Here is an 18,895-nt window from a genome sequence, read left to right as displayed (position 1 = left end):
CAGGAAAATAAATCATGGCACAAGTCATTAATACCAACAGCCTCTCGCTGATCACTCAGAACAACATCAACAAAAACCAGTCTGCGCTGTCGACTTCTATCGAGCGCCTCTCTTCTGGTCTGCGTATTAACAGCGCGAAAGATGACGCCGCAGGTCAGGCGATTGCTAACCGCTTCACTTCTAACATTAAAGGTCTGACTCAGGCCGCGCGTAACGCTAATGACGGTATTTCTCTGGCGCAGACCGCAGAAGGCGCACTGTCTGAAATCAACAACAACTTGCAGCGTGTGCGTGAGTTGACCGTTCAGGCGACGACCGGCACTAACTCTGATTCTGACCTGTCTTCTATTCAGGATGAAATCAAATCCCGTCTGGATGAAATTGACCGTGTTTCCGGTCAGACCCAGTTCAACGGCGTGAACGTGCTGGCGAAAGACGGTTCGATGAAGATTCAGGTTGGCGCGAATGATGGGCAGACCATCTCTATCGATTTGCAGAAAATTGACTCTTCAACGCTGGGATTGAAAGGTTTCTCGGTATCAGGGAACGCATTAAAAGTTAGCGATGCGATAACTACAGTTCCTGGTGCTAATGCTGGCGATGCCCCGGTTACGGTTAAATTTGGTACGGACGATGCTGCTGCCGCCGCAATGGCCAAAACGTTGGGAATAAGTGATACATCAGGCTTGTCCCTACATAACGTACAAAGCGCGGATGGTAAAGCGACAGGAACCTATGTTGTTCAGTCTGGTAATGACTTCTATTCGGCTTCCGTTAATGCTGGTGGCGTTGTTAAACTTAATACCACCGATGTTACTTTCACTGATCCTGCGAACGGTGTTACCACAGCAACACAGACAGGTCAGCCTATCAAGGTCACGACGAATAGTGCTGGCACGGCTGTTGGCTATGTTACTATTCAAGGCAAAGATTACCTTGCTGGTGCAGACGGTAAGGATGCAATTGAAAACGGTGGTGACACTGCAACAAGTGAAGCCACAACAATCCAGCTTACTGATGAACTCAATGCTAATGGCTCGGTAAAAACAGCGGCAACAGCAACATTTTCTGGTACTGCAACCAACGATCCACTGGCACTTTTAGACAAAGCGATCTCACAAGTTGATACTTTCCGCTCCTCCCTCGGTGCCGTACAAAACCGTCTGGATTCTGCGGTCACTAACCTGAACAACACCACCACCAACCTGTCTGAAGCGCAGTCCCGTATTCAGGACGCCGACTATGCGACCGAAGTGTCTAACATGTCGAAAGCGCAGATCATCCAGCAGGCGGGTAACTCCGTGTTGTCTAAAGCTAACCAGGTGCCGCAACAAGTTCTGTCTCTGCTGCAAGGCTAATCGTCGTAATATAATGACAGCAAACGCCAAATTGCCTGATGCGCTGCGCTTATCTGCCTACAAGGTGAATCGCAATTAATAAATTTGCATATTCGCGTAGGCCGAATAAGGCGTTCACGCCGCATCCGGCAAGATGAGGCGGACCTTGTCATCTATCTTAACCCCGCTCCGGCGGGGTTATTCTGCTCGTTATTTACCGATTACCCCAAATAACCCCTTATTTCACCCATTAATCGTCCGATTAAAAAACCTGCAGAAACGGATAATTATGCCGATTATTTATATAACGCAGGGCTGTTTATCGTGAAATCACTCTATACCGCTGAAGGTGTAATGGATAAACATTCGCTGTGGCAGCGTTATATCCCGCTGGTGCGTCACGAAGCATTGCGCCTGCAGGTTCGACTGCCCGCGAGTGTAGAACTTGACGATCTGCTACAGGCAGGCGGCATTGGATTACTTAATGCTGTTGAACGTTATGATGCCCTGCAAGGAACGGCATTTACAACTTACGCAGTGCAGCGTATCCGTGGTGCTATGCTGGATGAACTTCGCAGCCGTGACTGGGTGCCGCGCAGCGTGCGACGCAATGCACGTGAAGTGGCACAGGCAATAGGGCAACTGGAGCAGGAACTTGGCCGCAATGCCACAGAAACTGAAGTGGCAGAACGTTTAGGGATTGAAATCGCCGACTATCGACAAATGTTGCTTGATACTAATAACAGCCAACTTTTCTCTTATGATGAGTGGCGCGAAGAGCACGGTGATAGCATTGAACTGGTTACTGACGATCATCAGCGGGATAACCCATTACAGCAATTACTGGACGGTAATTTGCGTCAGCGGGTGATGGAAGCCATCGAAATGTTACCGGAGCGCGAACAGTTGGTATTAACGCTCTATTACCAGGAAGAGCTTAATCTCAAAGAGATTGGCGCAGTGCTGGAAGTCGGTGAATCTCGGGTCAGTCAGTTACATAGCCAGGCTATTAAACGGTTACGCACCAAACTGGGTAAGTTATAACTTAGGTAAATGCCGCACATTAATTTTGAATACCAGGAGTTCTTAATAATGGCGCAGCACCAGAAAAGGCGGCCATTGAGTCGCTATCTTAAAGACTTTAAACATAGCCAGACTCATTGCGCATATTGCCGTAAATTACTCGATCGCATTACTCTCGTTCGCGATGGCAAGATAGTGAATAAAATCGCGATATCTCGCCTTGATACACTGCTTGATGAAAATGGCTGGTTTGAGGAACAAAAATCATGGGCGGCATTATGCCGTTTCTGCGGCGATTTACATTGCAAAACCCAGAGTGATTTTTTTGATATTATCGGCTTTAAACAGTTTCTCTTTGATCATACTGAAATGAGCCCCGGCACCGTGCGCGAATATGTGGTACGCCTACGTCGTTTGGGAAATTATTTAAGCGAACACGATATTTCCTCCGACCTGCTGCAGGATGGTTTTCTTGATGAAAACCTGGCTCCCTGGCTGCCCACCACCAGCACCAATAATTATCGCATCGCATTACGTAAGTACCAGTGCTACCAGATGCAAACCCGTGGTGACCTTACGCAGAAATCCCCCAGCCTGTCAGCTTCTGATATATATTAAATAAGAATAAGATGTAGCAGAGTTGTTTTTGTGTCTTCGAACAATGGCTCTACACTGCAAACCAACATAACAACATTCGGGGTGAATATGAAATTAGTACATCTGGGACGTCAGGCGCTGATGGGGGTTATGGCTGTGGCGCTGGTTGCGGGTATGAGCGTGAAAAGTTTTGCCGACGAAGGTCTGCTCAATAAAGTGAAAGAGCGGGGTACTTTGCTGGTGGGACTGGAAGGAACTTACCCGCCGTTTAGCTTTCAGGGCGATGACGGTAAATTGACCGGTTTTGAAGTGGAATTTGCGCAACAACTGGCAAAACATCTGGGCGTGGAAGCCGCATTAAAACCGACAAAGTGGGACGGTATGCTGGCGTCACTGGATTCTAAGCGCATCGATGTGGTGATTAATCAGGTCACCATCTCTGATGAACGTAAGAAAAAATACGATTTCTCTACCCCGTACACCATTTCCGGTATTCAGGCGCTGGTGAAAAAAGGCAATGAAGGAACCATTAAAACCGCCGACGATTTGAAAGGTAAAAAAGTTGGCGTTGGTCTGGGGACTAACTACGAAGAGTGGCTGCGGCAGAATGTTCAGGGTGTTGATGTGCGTACCTATGATGATGATCCGACCAAATATCAGGATCTGCGTGTAGGTCGTATTGATGCCATCCTGGTTGATCGTCTGGCTGCGCTGGATTTGGTGAAAAAAACCAATGATACGCTGGCAGTAACCGGCGAAGCCTTCTCCCGCCAGGAGTCAGGTGTGGCGCTGCGTAAAGGTAACGAAGACCTGCTGAAAGCGGTTAACGATGCCATTGCAGAAATGCAAAAAGACGGCACCCTGCAAGCCCTTTCCGAAAAATGGTTTGGTGCTGATGTGACCAAATAATCACCTGCTTTAAGTTGACAGTTTTCTGTCTGTAAAACGCCTGATGAACTCCATCGGGCGTTTTGTATTTCAGTGCCAGGTGTGGTCGCTCATGGTTATAAATTGCCACGGATTTTTTTACCATTTCCTGGGGCTACGTCAGGTTTGTAGGACTCGAGAGTAAAACTCATTTTTCAGGATCTCATTTATTCGTTCAGCCAGTGCATTCTGGTCGCAGTCATAACCAACGGTCATTGAACAGGTTATCCCGTTTCTCTCATGCACTGACTGATAAAGAGCTGGCCACTAAACTACCCGGTTCAGAATGTATACTTCACACCCAGCATGGCAGAGGCGTCGCTGTATCCCTCGTCACCGATCTGTACACCCACATTGCCCCACAGGTTCAGATGGTCATTTATCTGTCCCTCAACACCGGTTTTTACTTCTCCGATATTGCTGGCGCCGTCCTGATGTACCGTCACACCGTTCATGCAGGTGCCAAAATCACGGGTGTTGTGCAGCCAGTTCACCTCAACGAACGGACGGAACTCATGGGATTTGCCGCCGTTCATTCTGTTGTGCCCCTTAATCCAGGTTTTCACACCCAGACGGGTACGGACGTTGCCATCATCGGTGCTTTCAACATGGGTACCATTGCGTTCGTGGTGCTCATCAGCTTTTACGCCCATCCAGATAACCTGAGCCTGAGGCTGGACATACCATTCGTTCAGACTGCCATGGCTACCGGTAAACTCACCGGCTTTCCAGGCATAACCGGTTTCCAGTGAGGCTGTCAGACCTTTTGATTTCCAGGATTCCCCCGGCAGGCCGTCACCTTTCACATCGTTATCGAACCAACTGTACTGTGCCCAGCTATCCAGATAAGCCCCGCTATGTGTCTCATCATTAGCATACCAGGTGGCATACAGACCTGTGTTGTATCCTTTCACACTGCCTTTTGAACTGTATCCGGTACGTACAGAATCTGTATTGTTATGGTCATTACCGTAACCAGCCATAACCCCCAGATGCCAGCGGTCAGAGCTGTTCCGGCTCCAGTGAGCCAGGTCACCGCCCATCTGCAGGACGTAACGGTTACCCTGTGTTTTCAGTTGGCCTGTACCGTCACGCCAGCGGTTGTGTCCCCCTTCATGGTGCATCCACATGCTGGTTTCTTTCTGCTCACCGGTAATCACATCAGTGTAATGCATCGGCCCCTGGCGTTCATAAAGACGGGATACGAACATGGTGTTTGCTGCAGCAATGTTCGCTGTGTAGGAGCCAGCTTCCGGACGCAGGTCGTTGTCATGACCACCCGGAGCAGGTTCAGGGGCAGGGGGTTGCATTGCTTTCAGAGCGCGCAGCAGGAACGGAGTGTTTTTACCACTGGTCAGATACCAGTTATCACTGTTGCTTCCCTGACCACGTCCCAGCGTGTAGTCATAAGCCCCGGCAGCAATACGCCCAGCCTGAATAAATTCAGCACTGTCAGCATTTCCGTCGACATGAATCAACTCAATACCGTTTAGTGTCTGTGTTCCGGTACCACCTGCATTTATAACAATCACACGTGTCTGACTGGAGGCATCGCCTCTGATTACAAGTTTGTCTGTTGCGGAGCTGTCATTTCCCAGAGCGGTGTTCATGAGCAGTATGCCATTGTTACCGGTATAGTTACCCCCGATCGTCAGTACATTACCCGGGGCATCGGCTCTCAGGTCAAGAGTACCGCTGTTGGTTACGTTCCCGGCGACACCACCAGAGCCGGAGAGTGTCCCCTGCTGAGAGATGGTGACCTGGCTGTTGGCAAGCATGACAGGTGCATCAGCCTTGCCCAGAATCAGTGTGCCGGCAGTGTTAACCGAGCCTGCTCCCAGTCCGTCAGTATTAAGCACCTTCACCATTGCCTTTTCTGCGATAGTGGTGGTGGCATTCAGGGCGCGGGTGGCACCAGTAATAGCGAACACGCCACCGCTGATGTTCAGGGAGCCAGAGCCGATGAGGGTACCTGCAGACAGGCCTCCACCTGCGAGGGTCAGATTACCGCCATTAATGTTCAGTATGGAACCTGCTGCGCTGTTCAGTTTACCTGCGGTCTGGCTGTGACCGTTCATATCCAGCATGGTGTCAGCTGCCAGGCGAATCTCGCTGGTCTGTCCCAGAGCACTGTTGCTGTTCATGCGGACATTGCCGCCACGGATGTCTGTTACACCCGTGTAAGTGTTTTGGGAGGACAGAATCAGTGTTCCTTCGCCGGCTTTGGTCAGCGTTTTTCCATCCCAGCCATGAGATAACTGAGCAGCATTGTTATCTGCAAGTCGTACCTTTAGCTCTAACACCGCGCCATTTCTCAGATCAAACGTGCCATATCCATTTCCTGAGGGGTCATTCCACTTCAGGGAAGAACTAACCTCTTTTACTGTCTGCCCGTTACCACTAAGTGATGTTAAAACATAGTCTTCGGCACCATCACTCAGTAGATTATTATGCTGATAAATATTATTTTCAGAGAGCCCTGTTATGCCGTCGGAGGTCGTCAACAAGCCGTACTCATTTTGCTTCCATATTGTCATGGCAGTATCAACATTAAGCACTGCACCGTTATTGAACTGAATACTGTTGGCAGTTAAATGACTGGAACCTGTACCCATATTCAGCGATGAATCTCTGTCAAATACCGAACTTCCGCTAAAAGTGACATCAGCTCCCGAAACGGAAACATGTGTACCTGTACCCGCACTCAGATTGCCTTTTATCTCAGAGCTGGCGGAGTCTTTATTTGTAATGGACAGAGAATTACCATCGGCATTATTTACAACATTATTCAAAACAATATCACCTTGAATGGTCGAACCGGCGTAGAGATTTAACAAGTTAGCTCCACCATTCAGAGATATTGCGGTGTCACAATCTTGCCCTCTGTTACCAGATATCCCTCCAGCCCCGGAGAAGTTAGCGTTACCTTCCTGTCCTCCACTACCAGGAAAAATTCCGCCATGATTATTTATCGTAATATTACTCCCGGATATAGCGGTGCCACCATTACCTCCGTTGCCACCATCACCTCCGTCACCAGTATTTCCAGTATCATAACTTTCACCGGGACTACCTCCATCACCACCAGTACCGCCATTTCCGCCAATAATATTTCCATAATTATTTATTTCAATATTATTTCCAGATATGGCAATCCCACCGGTACCTCCAATTCCACCAGTACCACCAGTACCAGGGGTAGTTGAACCAGCGTGTTCATATTCATCTGTACCACCTCTACCACCTTCACCACCAGTGCCCCCCTGTCCGCCAGTTATATCTCCCGTATTATTTATCTTAATATTATTACCATATATAGCAGTCCCCCCAATACCACCATTACCACCGCTACTTCCATTAATATTCTGAACGGTAGTAAATTCGACACTACCTTCGCCACCGCGAGCACCATCCCCCCCCTGGCCACCTGTAATGTGATTATTATTTGTTATCTCCATATTATTTCCGGATATGGCCGTGCCTCCATTCCCTCCGTTGCCGGCAGAAGACCCCCATACCGCCCACCAGGCACCACTACTACCTTGCCCGGCAGTGATATTTCCGTTATTGCTTATTTGAAGATTATTGCCAGATATGGCAGTTCCACCAACAGCAGGAGTCCCAGTTAAACCACCGCTTTCATCGCCATAACCACTGGCTCCAGGCATTCCGCCATTGCCACCTGTAATGCTTCCGTTGTTTGTAATGGTAAGATCATCTCCGGAAATAGCGGTGCCCGCTTCACCTCCATCGCCTCCGCCATTACCATAACCTCCCCAACCACCCTTACCACCGGAAATATAACCAGAATTAACAAGAGTAAAATTATTTCCAGTAATGGCTGTACCGCCCTGGCCCCCTGCAGAGCCCATTTTAGTAACATCATCATCACCAGCCCATCCGCCTTCACCGCCACTAATGCTAGTACCGCTGTTAATTGTCAGGATATTTTCATTCTGTAACGAACCGGGTACAACATTAACAATGAGAGCATCTTCACCGGCCTCCCCATCATCATTATCCGGCCTGTCCTGCGAGCCATCAGCACCAATGATATTTTCAGATATTTCAGCAGGGTTTCCTTCAGAAAGAGTAACTTCCTTTTTAGCTCCCAAAGCAGGCTGAATGGCCAGAGTGGCAGATATAAGGCTGCATAGTAACGTTGTCTTCATTCCCTCTTGCGTTATGCCGAATGTTTTTCTGTTGTTTATATATACATTAAACTTTTCTTTTTTATTAATTTTGATTTTCACAAAAGCTCCAATTTTTTCTTTAAGAATGGTGGGTTAAATTTTTTGACTGTGTAAATGTCATTGGGAAATAATATGTATTATCTAATCATCATACAAATGCTCGATGCGAGCATTATTGCAAATAAACAGAAAAAATCTATCTCAAGCAATCAGGTTGATTTTTTTTGATGAGTAATTTGAAATTGTAATGTTTTCTGGATGTTAGTTTGTTTATTGATTAGTGTAATTTTAGATAGTGAGTGTTTCTCTGCTTCTTTTATAGGAAAAGTGTCTAAAAATATTCTCGGAGAATATAATATTCTTTTCCTAAAAATAGACTTAGGTATAAATAATAATTAATGCAGAGATAATGATTTTCATATTAATGAATGGGGGGATAACCAGACTTGAACAACCGAAAATGCCAGGAGAAGTTATCCCCGTAACCAGGGGACATCAGATGTTCTGCTTTATGGATATAAGCAGCCTTTACACCGTTACGTTCCTGATGATCCATCGGACATTCAACAGTATCACGGGACCACAAACCTGATTCTATTAATGCACTACATGCCATCACCCGGAATCCGTGACTACTACAGTTGCCAGACGCTCAACGAAAGACCGATAAAACGCCAGAGTATGAATCACCCGCAGAGCGGTTCAACCAGTGTGTTGCATCCATCGGGTGAAATCACAGCCAGAAACGTGTCAACGCTGTTCTGGACGGGGCATAATGACAAAAAAGGTGCTTTAATTAGCGCCTTTTTTATTTAAGCGTTTTTTGCGTGCATAATAACAATATCACAACAACACACACCGGAGGCTTTTATGCCACTGCATAATTTAACTCGTTTCCCACGGCTGGAGTTTATCGGCGCACCAACGCCGCTCGAATATCTGCCGCGTCTTTCTGATTATCTTGGGCGGGAAATTTTCATTAAACGGGATGACGTCACACCGATGGCGATGGGTGGCAATAAATTACGCAAACTGGAGTTTCTCGCGGCAGATGCCCTGCGTGAAGGTGCCGACACTCTGATTACCGCCGGAGCGATTCAGTCTAACCACGTGCGCCAGACGGCCGCCGTCGCCGCAAAACTTGGGCTGCATTGTGTGGCGCTGCTGGAGAATCCTATCGGAACAGCCGCAGAAAACTATTTAACCAACGGCAATCGCTTGTTGTTGGATCTCTTCAATACCCAGATTGAAATGTGCGATGCGCTGACCGATCCCAATGCCCAACTGGAAGAGCTGGCAACGCGAGTCGAAGCGCAAGGGTTCCGTCCGTACGTCATTCCAGTTGGAGGTTCTAATGCTTTAGGCGCGCTGGGCTATGTGGAGAGCGCGCTGGAAATCGCGCAACAGTGTGAAGGGGCGGTTAATATTTCTTCGGTGGTGGTGGCTTCGGGCAGCGCCGGAACTCACGCCGGACTGGCAGTAGGACTGGAACATCTAATGCCAGAAAGCGAACTGATTGGCGTGACCGTGTCACGTTCCGTTGCTGACCAGTTGCCAAAAGTGGTTAACCTACAACAGGCAATCGCGAAAGAACTGGAACTGAGCGCATCAGCGGAAATTTTACTCTGGGATGACTATTTTGCGCCTGGCTACGGCGTGCCGAACGACGAAGGCATGGAAGCGGTGAAACTGTTGGCGCGGCTGGAAGGCATTCTGCTTGATCCTGTGTATACCGGAAAAGCGATGGCGGGGCTGATTGATGGCATCAGTCAGAAACGCTTCAAAGACGAAGGGCCGATTCTGTTTATTCATACTGGCGGCGCGCCTGCGCTGTTCGCCTATCATCCTCACGTCTAGCCCCGGAAACGCTCATGCAAGAAAGTATACAACTGGTTATTGATTCTTTGCCGTTCCTGCTTAAAGGGGCTGGGTATACGCTGCAACTCAGTATCGGCGGCATGTTTTTTGGCTTACTGCTGGGATTTATTCTCGCGCTGATGCGCCTGTCGCCGCTCTGGCCCGTGCGCTGGCTGGCGCGTTTTTACATTTCCATTTTTCGCGGTACGCCGCTCATCGCGCAACTGTTTATGATCTACTACGGCCTACCGCAGTTTGGCATTGAATTAGATCCGATTCCGTCGGCGATGATTGGCCTGTCACTGAACACCGCTGCCTATGCTGCCGAAACGCTGCGCGCCGCCATTTCATCTATTGATAAAGGCCAGTGGGAAGCCGCCGCCAGTATTGGCATGACGCCATGGCAGACCATGCGTCGCGCAATTTTGCCGCAGGCGGCTCGGGTGGCACTGCCGCCACTGTCGAACAGCTTTATCAGCCTGGTAAAAGATACCTCGCTGGCAGCGACGATTCAGGTGCCGGAGCTGTTTCGTCAGGCGCAGTTGATTACCTCGCGCACGCTGGAAGTTTTCACCATGTATCTGGCGGCTTCGCTCATCTACTGGATTATGGCGACAGTGTTATCGACGCTACAGAACCATTTTGAGAATCAACTAAACCGCCAGGAGAGAGAGCCAAAATGAGTGCCATAGAAGTTAAAAACCTGGTGAAAAAATTCCACGGTCAGACGGTACTGCACGGTATCGATCTGGAGGTCAAAACCGGCGAAGTGGTGGCGATTATCGGCCCAAGTGGCTCCGGCAAAACCACGTTGCTACGCAGCATAAATTTGCTGGAACAACCGGAGGCGGGGAGCATCACCGTTGGCGATATCACTATTGATACTGCGCGTTCGTTAAGCCAGCAAAAATCGCTGATTCGCCAGTTGCGCCAGCATGTCGGATTTGTCTTTCAGAATTTTAATCTGTTTCCGCATCGCACAGTGCTGGAAAACATTATTGAAGGGCCGGTGATCGTTAAAGGCGAGCCGAAGGAGGAGGCCACGGCGCGCGCTCGCGAGCTGCTGGCAAAAGTTGGACTGGAAGGGAAAGAGACCAGCTATCCGCGTCGTTTGTCCGGCGGTCAACAGCAACGTGTGGCGATTGCGCGTGCGCTGGCGATGCGACCTGAAGTCATTCTGTTTGACGAACCTACTTCGGCGCTGGATCCTGAGCTGGTGGGGGAAGTCCTGAATACCATACGCCAGTTGGCACAGGAAAAGCGCACCATGGTGATTGTGACGCACGAAATGAGCTTTGCCCGTGACGTTGCTGACCGCGCGATCTTTATGGATCAAGGGCGGATAGTAGAGCAGGGACCTGCAAAAACCTTATTTGCCGATCCTCAGCATCCCCGCACACGCCAGTTCCTTGAGAAGTTTCTGTTGCAATAAAATAAGAAAAAATCAGCCCCGGCCGCTTTTTAGTCGGGGCGAAAACGTATTCCTGACCGCATAAATCGCTTAATAAATCAGCATAACTTATTAATAACATAAGAGAATGCTATGTCTTGCAAAAGTAATTCATTGTCTGAATAATATAAATTATATATAAATCTTATTTATGTGATAGTTTGAGTTATCAGTATAAATGATACTCACTCTCAGGGGCGTAGCGGTTAACTATGCAGGATACGGATTTTTTCAGCTGGCGTCGCACGATGTTGTTGCGTTTTCAGAGGATGGAGGCCGCAGAAGAGGTCTACCATGAAATAGAGCATCAGACTTACCAACTGGAGTACGATTTTTATTCATTATGTGTGCGTCACCCGGTGCCATTCACGCGACCGAAAGTGGCTTTCTACACCAATTATCCGGAGTCATGGGTCAGTTATTATCAGGCCAACAACTTCCTCGCTATTGATCCGGTACTTAACCCTGAAAACTTCAGTCAGGGGCATTTATTGTGGAATGATGATTTATTCAACGAAGCACAGCCGTTATGGGAAGCCGCACGTGCGCATGGTTTACGCCGTGGCGTCACTCAGTATTTAATGTTGCCGAATCGTGCGCTGGGGTTTTTGTCCTTTTCCCGTAGCAGTACGCGTGAAATACCCATTCTTAGTGATGAACTGCAATTAAAAATGCAGCTATTGGTGCGTGAAAGTCTGATGGCGTTGATACGTTTAAATGATGAAATAGTGATGACGCCAGAGATGAATTTCAGCAAGCGGGAAAAAGAAATACTGAAATGGACCGCAGAAGGTAAAACGTCAGCAGAGATAGCGATGATCCTGTCAATCTCTGAGAATACTGTCAATTTCCATCAGAAAAACATGCAGAAAAAAATCAATGCACCGAATAAAACGCAGGTTGCCTGTTACGCAGCCGCAACTGGCTTAATATGATATCTATTACATTGGGCGTGCAAGATGCCAAACCGGCTGAAAGGTGAGCTTTCAGCCGGTTTTATATTACTGACGGTAGGCTTGTTTAATTTGCTTAACCGTTTTGGAAAATACCGCAGCCTGGGTTTCGTCTTCGATCAGCGCAAGCTGTTTTTCCATCTTTAACATCACGCGGCCCGCGTCAGCTTGTCCCATCGCCTGCAGCATCAGCGTCAGCATCGCTTTCAGGCAGGAGACTTCATTTGCCAGTTCTTGATTATTCTCGGCAGTAGAAAAATCAGGCGTACTCATTTATTTTCCTCGTCATGTTGCAATGAAAATTTGCGGTGAAAAATGTTAAGGCGGCGGAGTATACCATAAGCTTTGCTAAAAATAGCAGTGGTTGTTTTTTGCTCACGATATCAGCAATAGTAATAAAACAGGGAATATAACGCGCAATAAATATTTTTATCATGAATGTTTTTCGCGCGTATTGTTCGGGTTAATTCATGTTACATATTCATGCCGCTGATTTTTCATTTATGCTGAATAAAGTCAATTTTTGTCACATTTCGGCGTTAGCCTTACTGCGAAACGAGCTGGCAAACCTTTGATGACGGACGTGACGATAACTCTGGACAATCGAATTTACAAAAACGAGAGAAAAATCGAATACCCACCATTTTTAACGTTTCAAAGTTGCAATAAAACCCGCTAATATACGAATGACTAACTATCAGTAGCGTTATCCCTATTTCTGGAGATATTCCTTTGATCAACGTTCTACTTGTTGATGACCACGAACTGGTGCGCGCAGGGATACGACGCATTCTGGAAGATATAAAGGGTATTAAAGTCGTCGGTGAGGCATCCTGCGGTGAAGACGCCGTTAAGTGGTGCCGGGCAAACACCGTTGACGTCGTGCTAATGGACATGAGTATGCCTGGCATTGGCGGTCTTGAGGCGACGCGTAAAATCGCTCGCTCAACAGCAGATGTCAAAATCATCATGCTTACGGTTCATACTGAAAACCCTTTACCAGCGAAAGTAATGCAGGCCGGTGCTGCGGGCTACCTCAGCAAAGGTGCGGCTCCGCAGGAAGTTGTGAGTGCGATTCGCTCTGTCTATTCAGGGCAGCGTTATATTGCTTCTGACATTGCTCAACAAATGGCATTAAGCCAGATCGAACCAGAAAAAACAGAAAGCCCATTTGCCAGTTTGTCTGAACGTGAATTGCAGATTATGCTGATGATTACCAAAGGCCAAAAGGTCAATGAGATCTCAGAACAGCTTAATCTCAGCCCGAAAACGGTGAACAGCTATCGCTACCGTATGTTCAGTAAATTAAACATTCATGGCGATGTTGAGCTGACTCACCTGGCAATTCGCCATGGTCTGTGTAATGCGGAGACATTAACAAGTCAGTGAGTGTTCAGTTTGACGCAAAAGCGTTTTTAAAAACCGTAACCAGCCAGCCGGGCGTTTATCGCATGTATGATGCTGGTGGTACGGTTATCTATGTCGGCAAAGCGAAAGACCTGAAAAAACGGCTTTCCAGCTATTTCCGTAGCAACCTCGCTTCGCGCAAAACCGAAGCGTTGGTTGCCCAGATCCAGCAAATTGATGTGACGGTTACCCATACCGAAACCGAAGCTCTGTTGCTGGAACACAACTACATCAAACTTTATCAGCCGCGTTACAACGTTCTGTTACGCGATGATAAATCTTATCCTTTTATTTTTCTTAGCGGCGATACCCATCCGCGTCTGGCTATGCATCGCGGCGCAAAACACGCCAAAGGTGAATATTTCGGCCCGTTCCCAAATGGCTATGCGGTGCGTGAAACCCTGGCGCTGCTACAAAAGATTTTCCCGATTCGCCAGTGTGAAAATAGCGTTTATCGCAACCGCTCGCGTCCGTGTCTGCAATATCAGATAGGGCGCTGTCTGGGTCCATGCGTTGAAGGACTGGTGAGTGAAGAAGAGTACGCCCAGCAGGTAGAGTATGTGCGCCTGTTTTTATCCGGCAAGGACGATCAGGTACTTACTCAACTGATTAGTCGCATGGAAACAGCCAGCCAGAATCTGGAGTTTGAAGAAGCGGCACGTATTCGCGACCAAATCCAGGCGGTGCGACGCGTAACCGAAAAACAGTTTGTCTCCAATACAGGTGATGACCTTGACGTTATTGGCGTCGCTTTCGATGCGGGCATGGCTTGTGTCCACGTCTTGTTTATTCGTCAGGGCAAGGTGCTCGGTAGCCGTAGTTATTTCCCGAAAGTACCTGGCGGTACGGAGCTGGGCGAAGTGGTGGAAACCTTTGTCGGTCAGTTCTATTTACAGGGCAGCCAGATGCGCACCTTACCGGGTGAGATCCTGCTCGACTTTAATCTTAGCGATAAAACGCTGCTCGCCGATTCCCTTTCAGAACTGGCAGGGCGCAAGATTAACGTTCAGACTAAACCGCGTGGCGATCGGGCACGTTACCTGAAGCTGGCGCGCACCAATGCGGCGACAGCGTTAACCACCAAACTTTCGCAACAATCTACCGTTCACCAGCGTCTGACCGCGCTTGCCAGCGTGTTGAAATTGCCGGAAGTGAAGCGGATGGAGTGTTTTGACATCAGCCATACCATGGGTGAACAAACGGTCGCTTCGTGTGTGGTGTTCGATGCTAACGGCCCGCTGCGTGCAGAGTATCGGCGCTATAACATTACCGGCATTACGCCTGGTGATGATTATGCGGCAATGAATCAGGTGCTGCGTCGGCGTTACGGTAAAGCCATCGACGACAGTAAGATTCCGGACGTGATCCTGATTGATGGCGGCAAAGGCCAGCTTGCGCAGGCGAAAAATGTCTTCGCCGAGCTGGATGTCTCATGGGATAAAAACCATCCGCTGTTGCTTGGCGTGGCAAAAGGAGCCGATCGTAAGGCTGGGCTGGAAACGTTGTTCTTCGAACCTGAAGGTGAGGGCTTCAGTCTGCCACCAGATTCACCGGCGCTGCATGTCATTCAGCATATCCGAGATGAATCACACGATCACGCGATTGGTGGGCATCGCAAAAAACGCGCAAAAGTCAAAAATACCAGCACGCTGGAAACCATCGAAGGCGTTGGACCAAAACGTCGGCAAATGTTGTTGAAATATATGGGTGGTTTGCAAGGTTTACGTAACGCCAGCGTTGAGGAAATTGCAAAAGTGCCGGGTATTTCGCAAGGTCTGGCAGAAAAGATCTTCTGGTCGTTGAAACATTGATGTCTCTGTAGCAACATAGGGGTAATCTTACTGACAACAGATAGTTACCCGTCATTATGCAATTTAATATCCCTACGTTGCTCACACTGTTCCGTGTCATCCTTATCCCATTCTTTGTATTGGTCTTTTATCTGCCTGTCACCTGGTCGCCGTTTGCTGCCGCACTCATTTTCTGCGTTGCGGCGGTGACTGACTGGTTCGATGGTTTTCTGGCGCGTCGCTGGAATCAGAGTACCCGTTTTGGCGCTTTCCTTGATCCAGTAGCTGATAAAGTGCTGGTTGCCATTGCCATGGTGTTGGTAACTGAGCATTACCATAGCTGGTGGGTCACTTTGCCAGCGGCAACGATGATCGCCCGTGAAATTATCATTTCTGCTCTACGTGAGTGGATGGCTGAACTCGGTAAACGCAGCAGTGTGGCTGTCTCCTGGATTGGTAAAGTAAAAACGACCGCCCAAATGGTGGCGCTGGCCTGGCTGTTATGGCGTCCGAACATTTGGGTTGAGTATGCTGGTATTGCACTTTTCTTTGTGGCTGCGGTACTGACTCTGTGGTCTATGTTGCAATATTTGAGCGCAGCTCGCGCAGATTTGCTTGATCAGTGATCGTTTCGGCGCAAAATTCAGCAAACGATCAAAAGTGGTGAAAAATATCGTTGACTCATCGCGTCAGGTAAGTAGAATGCAACGCATCGAACGGCGGCACTGATTGCCAGACGATAATAAAATCAAGTGATTAGATGATTGCTTGATGAGTGCGGGAATAGCTCAGTTGGTAGAGCACGACCTTGCCAAGGTCGGGGTCGCGAGTTCGAGTCTCGTTTCCCGCTCCAGTTAAAAGACATCGGCTTAAGCGGGTGTCTGGCTGAAAAGCCTAAAGAATTTGGCGCGTTAACAAAGCGGTTATGTAGCGGATTGCAAATCCGTCTAGTCCGGTTCGACTCCGGAACGCGCCTCCAATTTTTTCCCGAGCCCGGATGGTGGAATCGGTAGACACAAGGGATTTAAAATCCCTCGGCGTTCGCGCTGTGCGGGTTCAAGTCCCGCTCCGGGTACCATGGGAAAGACAAGAATAAAATCAAAGCAATAAGCAGTGTCGTGAAACCACCTTCGGGTGGTTTTTTTGTACCTGCCACTTATCGTTATACCCCTCTTATTTTTAATCACCAGGTAATCCACTCAAAAAGTATCTCTATGCCAGAGCGACATGTAAGATAGACGCTGGTGAGTCGAGATCCACAAGGAAAAGCGTATGAAAACGGGACCGTTGAACGAAAGTGAGTTGGAATGGCTGGATGATATCCTGACCAAATACAACACAGACCACGCCATCCTTGATGTAGCTGAGCTGGACGGTTTATTGACGGCGGTGTTGAGTTCTCCGCAAGAAATTGAACCAGAACAGTGGTTGGTGGCCGTCTGGGGTGGGGCGGATTATGTACCGCGCTGGGCGTCAGAAAAAGAGATGACGCGCTTTATGAATCTGGCTTTTCAACATATGGCCGATACCGCAGAACGTCTGAACGAATTTCCTGAACAGTTTGAGCCGTTATTTGGTCTGCGAGAGGTTGATGGTCGTGAGCTGACGATCGTTGAGGAGTGGTGCTTTGGCTATATGCGTGGCGCTGCCCTCTCTGACTGGTCGGCATTGCCTGAATCCTTAAAACCGGCGCTTGAGGCGATTGCGCTGCACGGTACGGAAGAAAACTTCGAGCGGGTAGAGAAGCTGTCACCGGAAGCGTTTGATGAGAGTGTGGATGCCATTCGACTGGCGGCACTTGATTTGCACGCTTACTGGATGGCTCATCAGCAGGAAAAGCCTGTTCAGCAACCGATCAAAGCAGAAGAAAAACCGGGTCGTAACGATCCTTGTCCGTGCGGTAGTGGTAAGAAATTTAAGCAGTGCTGCCTGCATTAAGAGGTCACATTGGGTGCCAGAGTTAATTCTGGCACCCAACAAGGATATGTGAGGCTATTTAATCACCCCACCTCTGGTAACCATCCTGCTGCAATCAAAAATTGCACTCCAATCACGCCAATACCACAGAGAAACACCAGTACCAGCGCCGGACGGCCGCCTTTAACCCGATAACCTGCTTGTGGATTATGTTTTCTGCTTTGCCAGGTCAGCAGGGAAGGGATAATCAACGCCAGTACAGCCAGCGCCACACCGGCGTAACCCAGCGCCATTACAAAGCCACGTGGGTAAAACAGAGCAAATGCCAGCGGTGGCAGAAAAGTAATTGCCCCGGTTTGCATTCTCCCGCCAACGCTATTTGAACGCTGAAACAGATCCGCAAGATAATCAAATAAGCCTAATGCTACACCGAGGAAGGACGTTGCGAGGGCTAAGTCAGCAAATAAATGCACCGCCAGTTCGACATGCGGTGAGGCCACCACTTCGCGTAATGCCTGCAACAGCCCGTTTAACCCGGCATGATTAGCCAGCAGTCCCATAAAGGTTGTTGAATCAATGCTGCCCAGTGTCGCCAGTTGCCAGAATATATATGCCACCAGAGGGATCGCACTACCTGTAATAAATACCCAGCGCAGCTTGCGAATGTTGCCATCCATATAACTGACGATGCTCGGTACACTACCGTGGAAGCCAAATGACGTAAAAATTACCGGGATCGCAGACAACGCGAGTCCTTGTTGCAGCGGTAGAGTTAAAAGATTCACTTTATGAATATGCGGTAGCAGCAGTACCAGCATCACCACCAGAAAAATAATTTTGGCGCTAAACAGAAAGCGGTTAAATAAATCGACCAGCGACGTCCCGACACAAACCACACCACCGGCAACAAAAGTGAACAACAACACGCCAGCGGTTGCCGACACTGGAATACCGGTCCAGTCACTGATGCTGGAGGCAAGTAATTCACCGGCACCGCTAATGTACGCCGCTGTCAGGGCGTACATTAAAAACATCATACTGAAGCCAGTGAGCCACTGCCCATAACGCCCCAGATAGCGTTTTGCCAGCGTGCCCAGACCGGTATCTGCGGGGACATGCTGATACACCTCCAGCAATAGCAGTGCGGTGTAACACATCAATGCCCACAGACCAACTAACAATGTCAATGTGACACTAAAACCGACGCCTGCTGCCGCCAGTGGCATTGCCAACATACCCGCGCCAATTGTGGTTCCTGCCACGATAAAAACACTTCCCAGAGTTCTGTTTTTCACGCTTTCTTCTGTCCTGACGATCTTTATGAGAGATATCTGCGGCGCAGGTTAAGGCATTCTACATTTCTCGTCAAATCGACGTTACATTTACTGTAAACAAAAATGTACAATAAAATGCATTCGGAACTGCGCTGGCGCAAAGCCTTGAT

General features: G+C 48.6%; 16 protein-coding genes, 3 tRNA genes and 2 pseudogenes. 15 read left to right on the top strand and 6 right to left on the bottom strand.

Annotated elements, in window-relative coordinates:
- The first annotated feature begins 14 nt into the window (after positions 1 to 14).
- The 4 genes from A7589_RS04040 (at position 15) to tcyJ (ending at position 3,866) form a co-directional block, all read left to right on the top strand.
- Positions 15 to 1,358 (top strand): FliC/FljB family flagellin, encoded by a 1,344-nt coding sequence (locus tag A7589_RS04040; protein ID WP_000079761.1) that lies wholly within the window; start codon positions 15 to 17, stop codon positions 1,356 to 1,358.
- A 303-nt stretch (positions 1,359 to 1,661) separates the two neighbouring features.
- On the top strand, positions 1,662 to 2,381 hold the full coding sequence (gene fliA, locus A7589_RS04035) for an RNA polymerase sigma factor FliA (protein WP_000839543.1): 720 nt from the start codon (positions 1,662 to 1,664) through the stop codon (positions 2,379 to 2,381).
- 45 nt (positions 2,382 to 2,426) lie between these two features.
- The gene (gene fliZ, locus A7589_RS04030) at positions 2,427 to 2,978 is read left to right on the top strand and encodes a flagella biosynthesis regulatory protein FliZ (RefSeq protein WP_024257326.1); all 552 of its coding nucleotides are present in this window, start codon (positions 2,427 to 2,429) and stop codon (positions 2,976 to 2,978) included.
- 87 nt (positions 2,979 to 3,065) lie between these two features.
- Complete coding sequence (gene tcyJ / locus A7589_RS04025) at positions 3,066 to 3,866, top strand: cystine ABC transporter substrate-binding protein (RefSeq protein WP_000779810.1); 801 nt, start codon at positions 3,066 to 3,068, stop codon at positions 3,864 to 3,866.
- Positions 3,867 to 3,900: 34 nt separating this feature from the next.
- On the opposite strand, the pseudogene A7589_RS04020 reads toward tcyJ, so the two are convergent.
- From A7589_RS04020 to A7589_RS23195, 3 genes and pseudogenes are all read right to left on the bottom strand, one after another.
- A pseudogene (locus A7589_RS04020) lies at positions 3,901 to 4,142 on the bottom strand (integrase core domain-containing protein); the annotation flags it as partial.
- Positions 4,143 to 4,165: 23 nt separating this feature from the next.
- Positions 4,166 to 8,137 (bottom strand): autotransporter outer membrane beta-barrel domain-containing protein, encoded by a 3,972-nt coding sequence (locus A7589_RS04015; protein WP_108188731.1) that lies wholly within the window; start codon positions 8,135 to 8,137, stop codon positions 4,166 to 4,168.
- Positions 8,138 to 8,573: 436 nt separating this feature from the next.
- Positions 8,574 to 8,708 (bottom strand): annotated as a pseudogene (locus A7589_RS23195) (tyrosine-type recombinase/integrase); the annotation flags it as partial.
- A 239-nt stretch (positions 8,709 to 8,947) separates the two neighbouring features.
- Between A7589_RS23195 and dcyD the strand changes: the two are divergent.
- The 4 genes from dcyD to sdiA all read left to right on the top strand — a co-directional run bounded on the left by dcyD (position 8,948) and on the right by sdiA (position 12,319).
- A complete protein-coding gene (gene dcyD / locus A7589_RS04005; RefSeq protein WP_001128249.1) occupies positions 8,948 to 9,934 on the top strand; it encodes a D-cysteine desulfhydrase in 987 nt (328 codons plus the stop codon).
- A gap of 14 nt (positions 9,935 to 9,948) precedes the next feature.
- Entirely contained in the window at positions 9,949 to 10,617 is a 669-nt protein-coding gene (gene tcyL, locus A7589_RS04000; RefSeq protein WP_001158229.1) for a cystine ABC transporter permease, read from the top strand.
- Complete coding sequence (gene tcyN, locus A7589_RS03995; protein WP_001273017.1) at positions 10,614 to 11,366, top strand: L-cystine ABC transporter ATP-binding protein TcyN; 753 nt, start codon at positions 10,614 to 10,616, stop codon at positions 11,364 to 11,366. The genes tcyL and tcyN overlap by 4 nt, the downstream gene beginning before the upstream one ends.
- Before the next feature lie 230 nt (positions 11,367 to 11,596).
- Complete coding sequence (sdiA, locus tag A7589_RS03990; RefSeq protein ID WP_001154262.1) at positions 11,597 to 12,319, top strand: quorum-sensing transcriptional regulator SdiA; 723 nt, start codon at positions 11,597 to 11,599, stop codon at positions 12,317 to 12,319.
- A gap of 66 nt (positions 12,320 to 12,385) precedes the next feature.
- Here sdiA and yecF read toward each other — a convergent pair whose 3' ends face one another.
- Entirely contained in the window at positions 12,386 to 12,610 is a 225-nt protein-coding gene (gene yecF / locus A7589_RS03985) for a DUF2594 family protein YecF (protein ID WP_000106474.1), read from the bottom strand.
- Positions 12,597 to 12,773 (bottom strand): hypothetical protein, encoded by a 177-nt coding sequence (locus A7589_RS22765; protein ID WP_032337164.1) that lies wholly within the window; start codon positions 12,771 to 12,773, stop codon positions 12,597 to 12,599. Before A7589_RS22765 ends, yecF begins: the two co-directional genes overlap by 14 nt.
- Positions 12,774 to 13,069: 296 nt before the next feature.
- On the opposite strand from A7589_RS22765, the gene uvrY reads away from it, so the two are divergent.
- The 7 genes from uvrY (at position 13,070) to yecA (ending at position 17,472) form a co-directional block, all read left to right on the top strand.
- Positions 13,070 to 13,726: a UvrY/SirA/GacA family response regulator transcription factor gene (uvrY, locus tag A7589_RS03980; protein ID WP_000611331.1), complete on the top strand. Its 657-nt coding sequence runs from the start codon at positions 13,070 to 13,072 to the stop codon at positions 13,724 to 13,726.
- The gene (gene uvrC, locus A7589_RS03975; protein WP_000116021.1) at positions 13,723 to 15,555 is read left to right on the top strand and encodes an excinuclease ABC subunit UvrC; all 1,833 of its coding nucleotides are present in this window, start codon (positions 13,723 to 13,725) and stop codon (positions 15,553 to 15,555) included. The genes uvrY and uvrC overlap by 4 nt, the downstream gene beginning before the upstream one ends.
- Positions 15,556 to 15,611: 56 nt before the next feature.
- Positions 15,612 to 16,160 (top strand): CDP-diacylglycerol--glycerol-3-phosphate 3-phosphatidyltransferase, encoded by a 549-nt coding sequence (gene pgsA, locus A7589_RS03970; RefSeq protein ID WP_001160187.1) that lies wholly within the window; start codon positions 15,612 to 15,614, stop codon positions 16,158 to 16,160.
- Positions 16,161 to 16,311: 151 nt separating this feature from the next.
- A tRNA-Gly gene (locus A7589_RS03965) sits at positions 16,312 to 16,387 on the top strand.
- Positions 16,388 to 16,439: 52 nt separating this feature from the next.
- Positions 16,440 to 16,513: transfer RNA gene (locus A7589_RS03960), tRNA-Cys, on the top strand.
- Between the two features lie 12 nt (positions 16,514 to 16,525).
- Positions 16,526 to 16,612 (top strand) — tRNA-Leu (locus tag A7589_RS03955).
- Between the two features lie 194 nt (positions 16,613 to 16,806).
- Positions 16,807 to 17,472, top strand: a complete 666-nt coding sequence (gene yecA / locus A7589_RS03950; protein ID WP_000847896.1) for a UPF0149 family protein YecA — start codon at positions 16,807 to 16,809, stop codon at positions 17,470 to 17,472.
- Positions 17,473 to 17,534: 62 nt separating this feature from the next.
- Here the strand turns inward: yecA and tyrP are convergent, their stop codons facing one another.
- Positions 17,535 to 18,746 (bottom strand): tyrosine transporter TyrP, encoded by a 1,212-nt coding sequence (gene tyrP / locus A7589_RS03945; RefSeq protein WP_000797589.1) that lies wholly within the window; start codon positions 18,744 to 18,746, stop codon positions 17,535 to 17,537.
- Positions 18,747 to 18,895: the final 149 nt, after the last annotated feature.

Origin of the sequence: Escherichia sp. MOD1-EC6475 (assembly GCF_003046645.1) — a bacterium.
GTDB classification, from domain to species: Bacteria; Pseudomonadota; Gammaproteobacteria; order Enterobacterales; family Enterobacteriaceae; genus Escherichia; species Escherichia ruysiae.
Note: the sequence above shows the minus strand (reverse complement) of the source record. Positions and strands in the feature narration are given on the sequence as shown.

Bases quoted from the DNA above. Each gene is read 5' to 3' on its own strand.
- pgsA (WP_001160187.1), top strand. From the start codon at position 15,612: ATGCAATTTAATATCCCTACGTTGCTCACACTGTTCCGTGTCATCCTT.
- A7589_RS04040 (WP_000079761.1), top strand. From the start codon at position 15: ATGGCACAAGTCATTAATACCAACAGCCTCTCGCTGATCACTCAGAAC.
- tcyJ (WP_000779810.1), top strand. From the start codon at position 3,066: ATGAAATTAGTACATCTGGGACGTCAGGCGCTGATGGGGGTTATGGCT.
- tcyN (WP_001273017.1), top strand. From the start codon at position 10,614: ATGAGTGCCATAGAAGTTAAAAACCTGGTGAAAAAATTCCACGGTCAG.
- yecF (WP_000106474.1), bottom strand. From the start codon at position 12,610: ATGAGTACGCCTGATTTTTCTACTGCCGAGAATAATCAAGAACTGGCA.
- A7589_RS22765 (WP_032337164.1), bottom strand. From the start codon at position 12,773: ATGATAAAAATATTTATTGCGCGTTATATTCCCTGTTTTATTACTATT.
- tcyL (WP_001158229.1), top strand. From the start codon at position 9,949: ATGCAAGAAAGTATACAACTGGTTATTGATTCTTTGCCGTTCCTGCTT.
- sdiA (WP_001154262.1), top strand. From the start codon at position 11,597: ATGCAGGATACGGATTTTTTCAGCTGGCGTCGCACGATGTTGTTGCGT.
- yecA (WP_000847896.1), top strand. From the start codon at position 16,807: ATGAAAACGGGACCGTTGAACGAAAGTGAGTTGGAATGGCTGGATGAT.
- dcyD (WP_001128249.1), top strand. From the start codon at position 8,948: ATGCCACTGCATAATTTAACTCGTTTCCCACGGCTGGAGTTTATCGGC.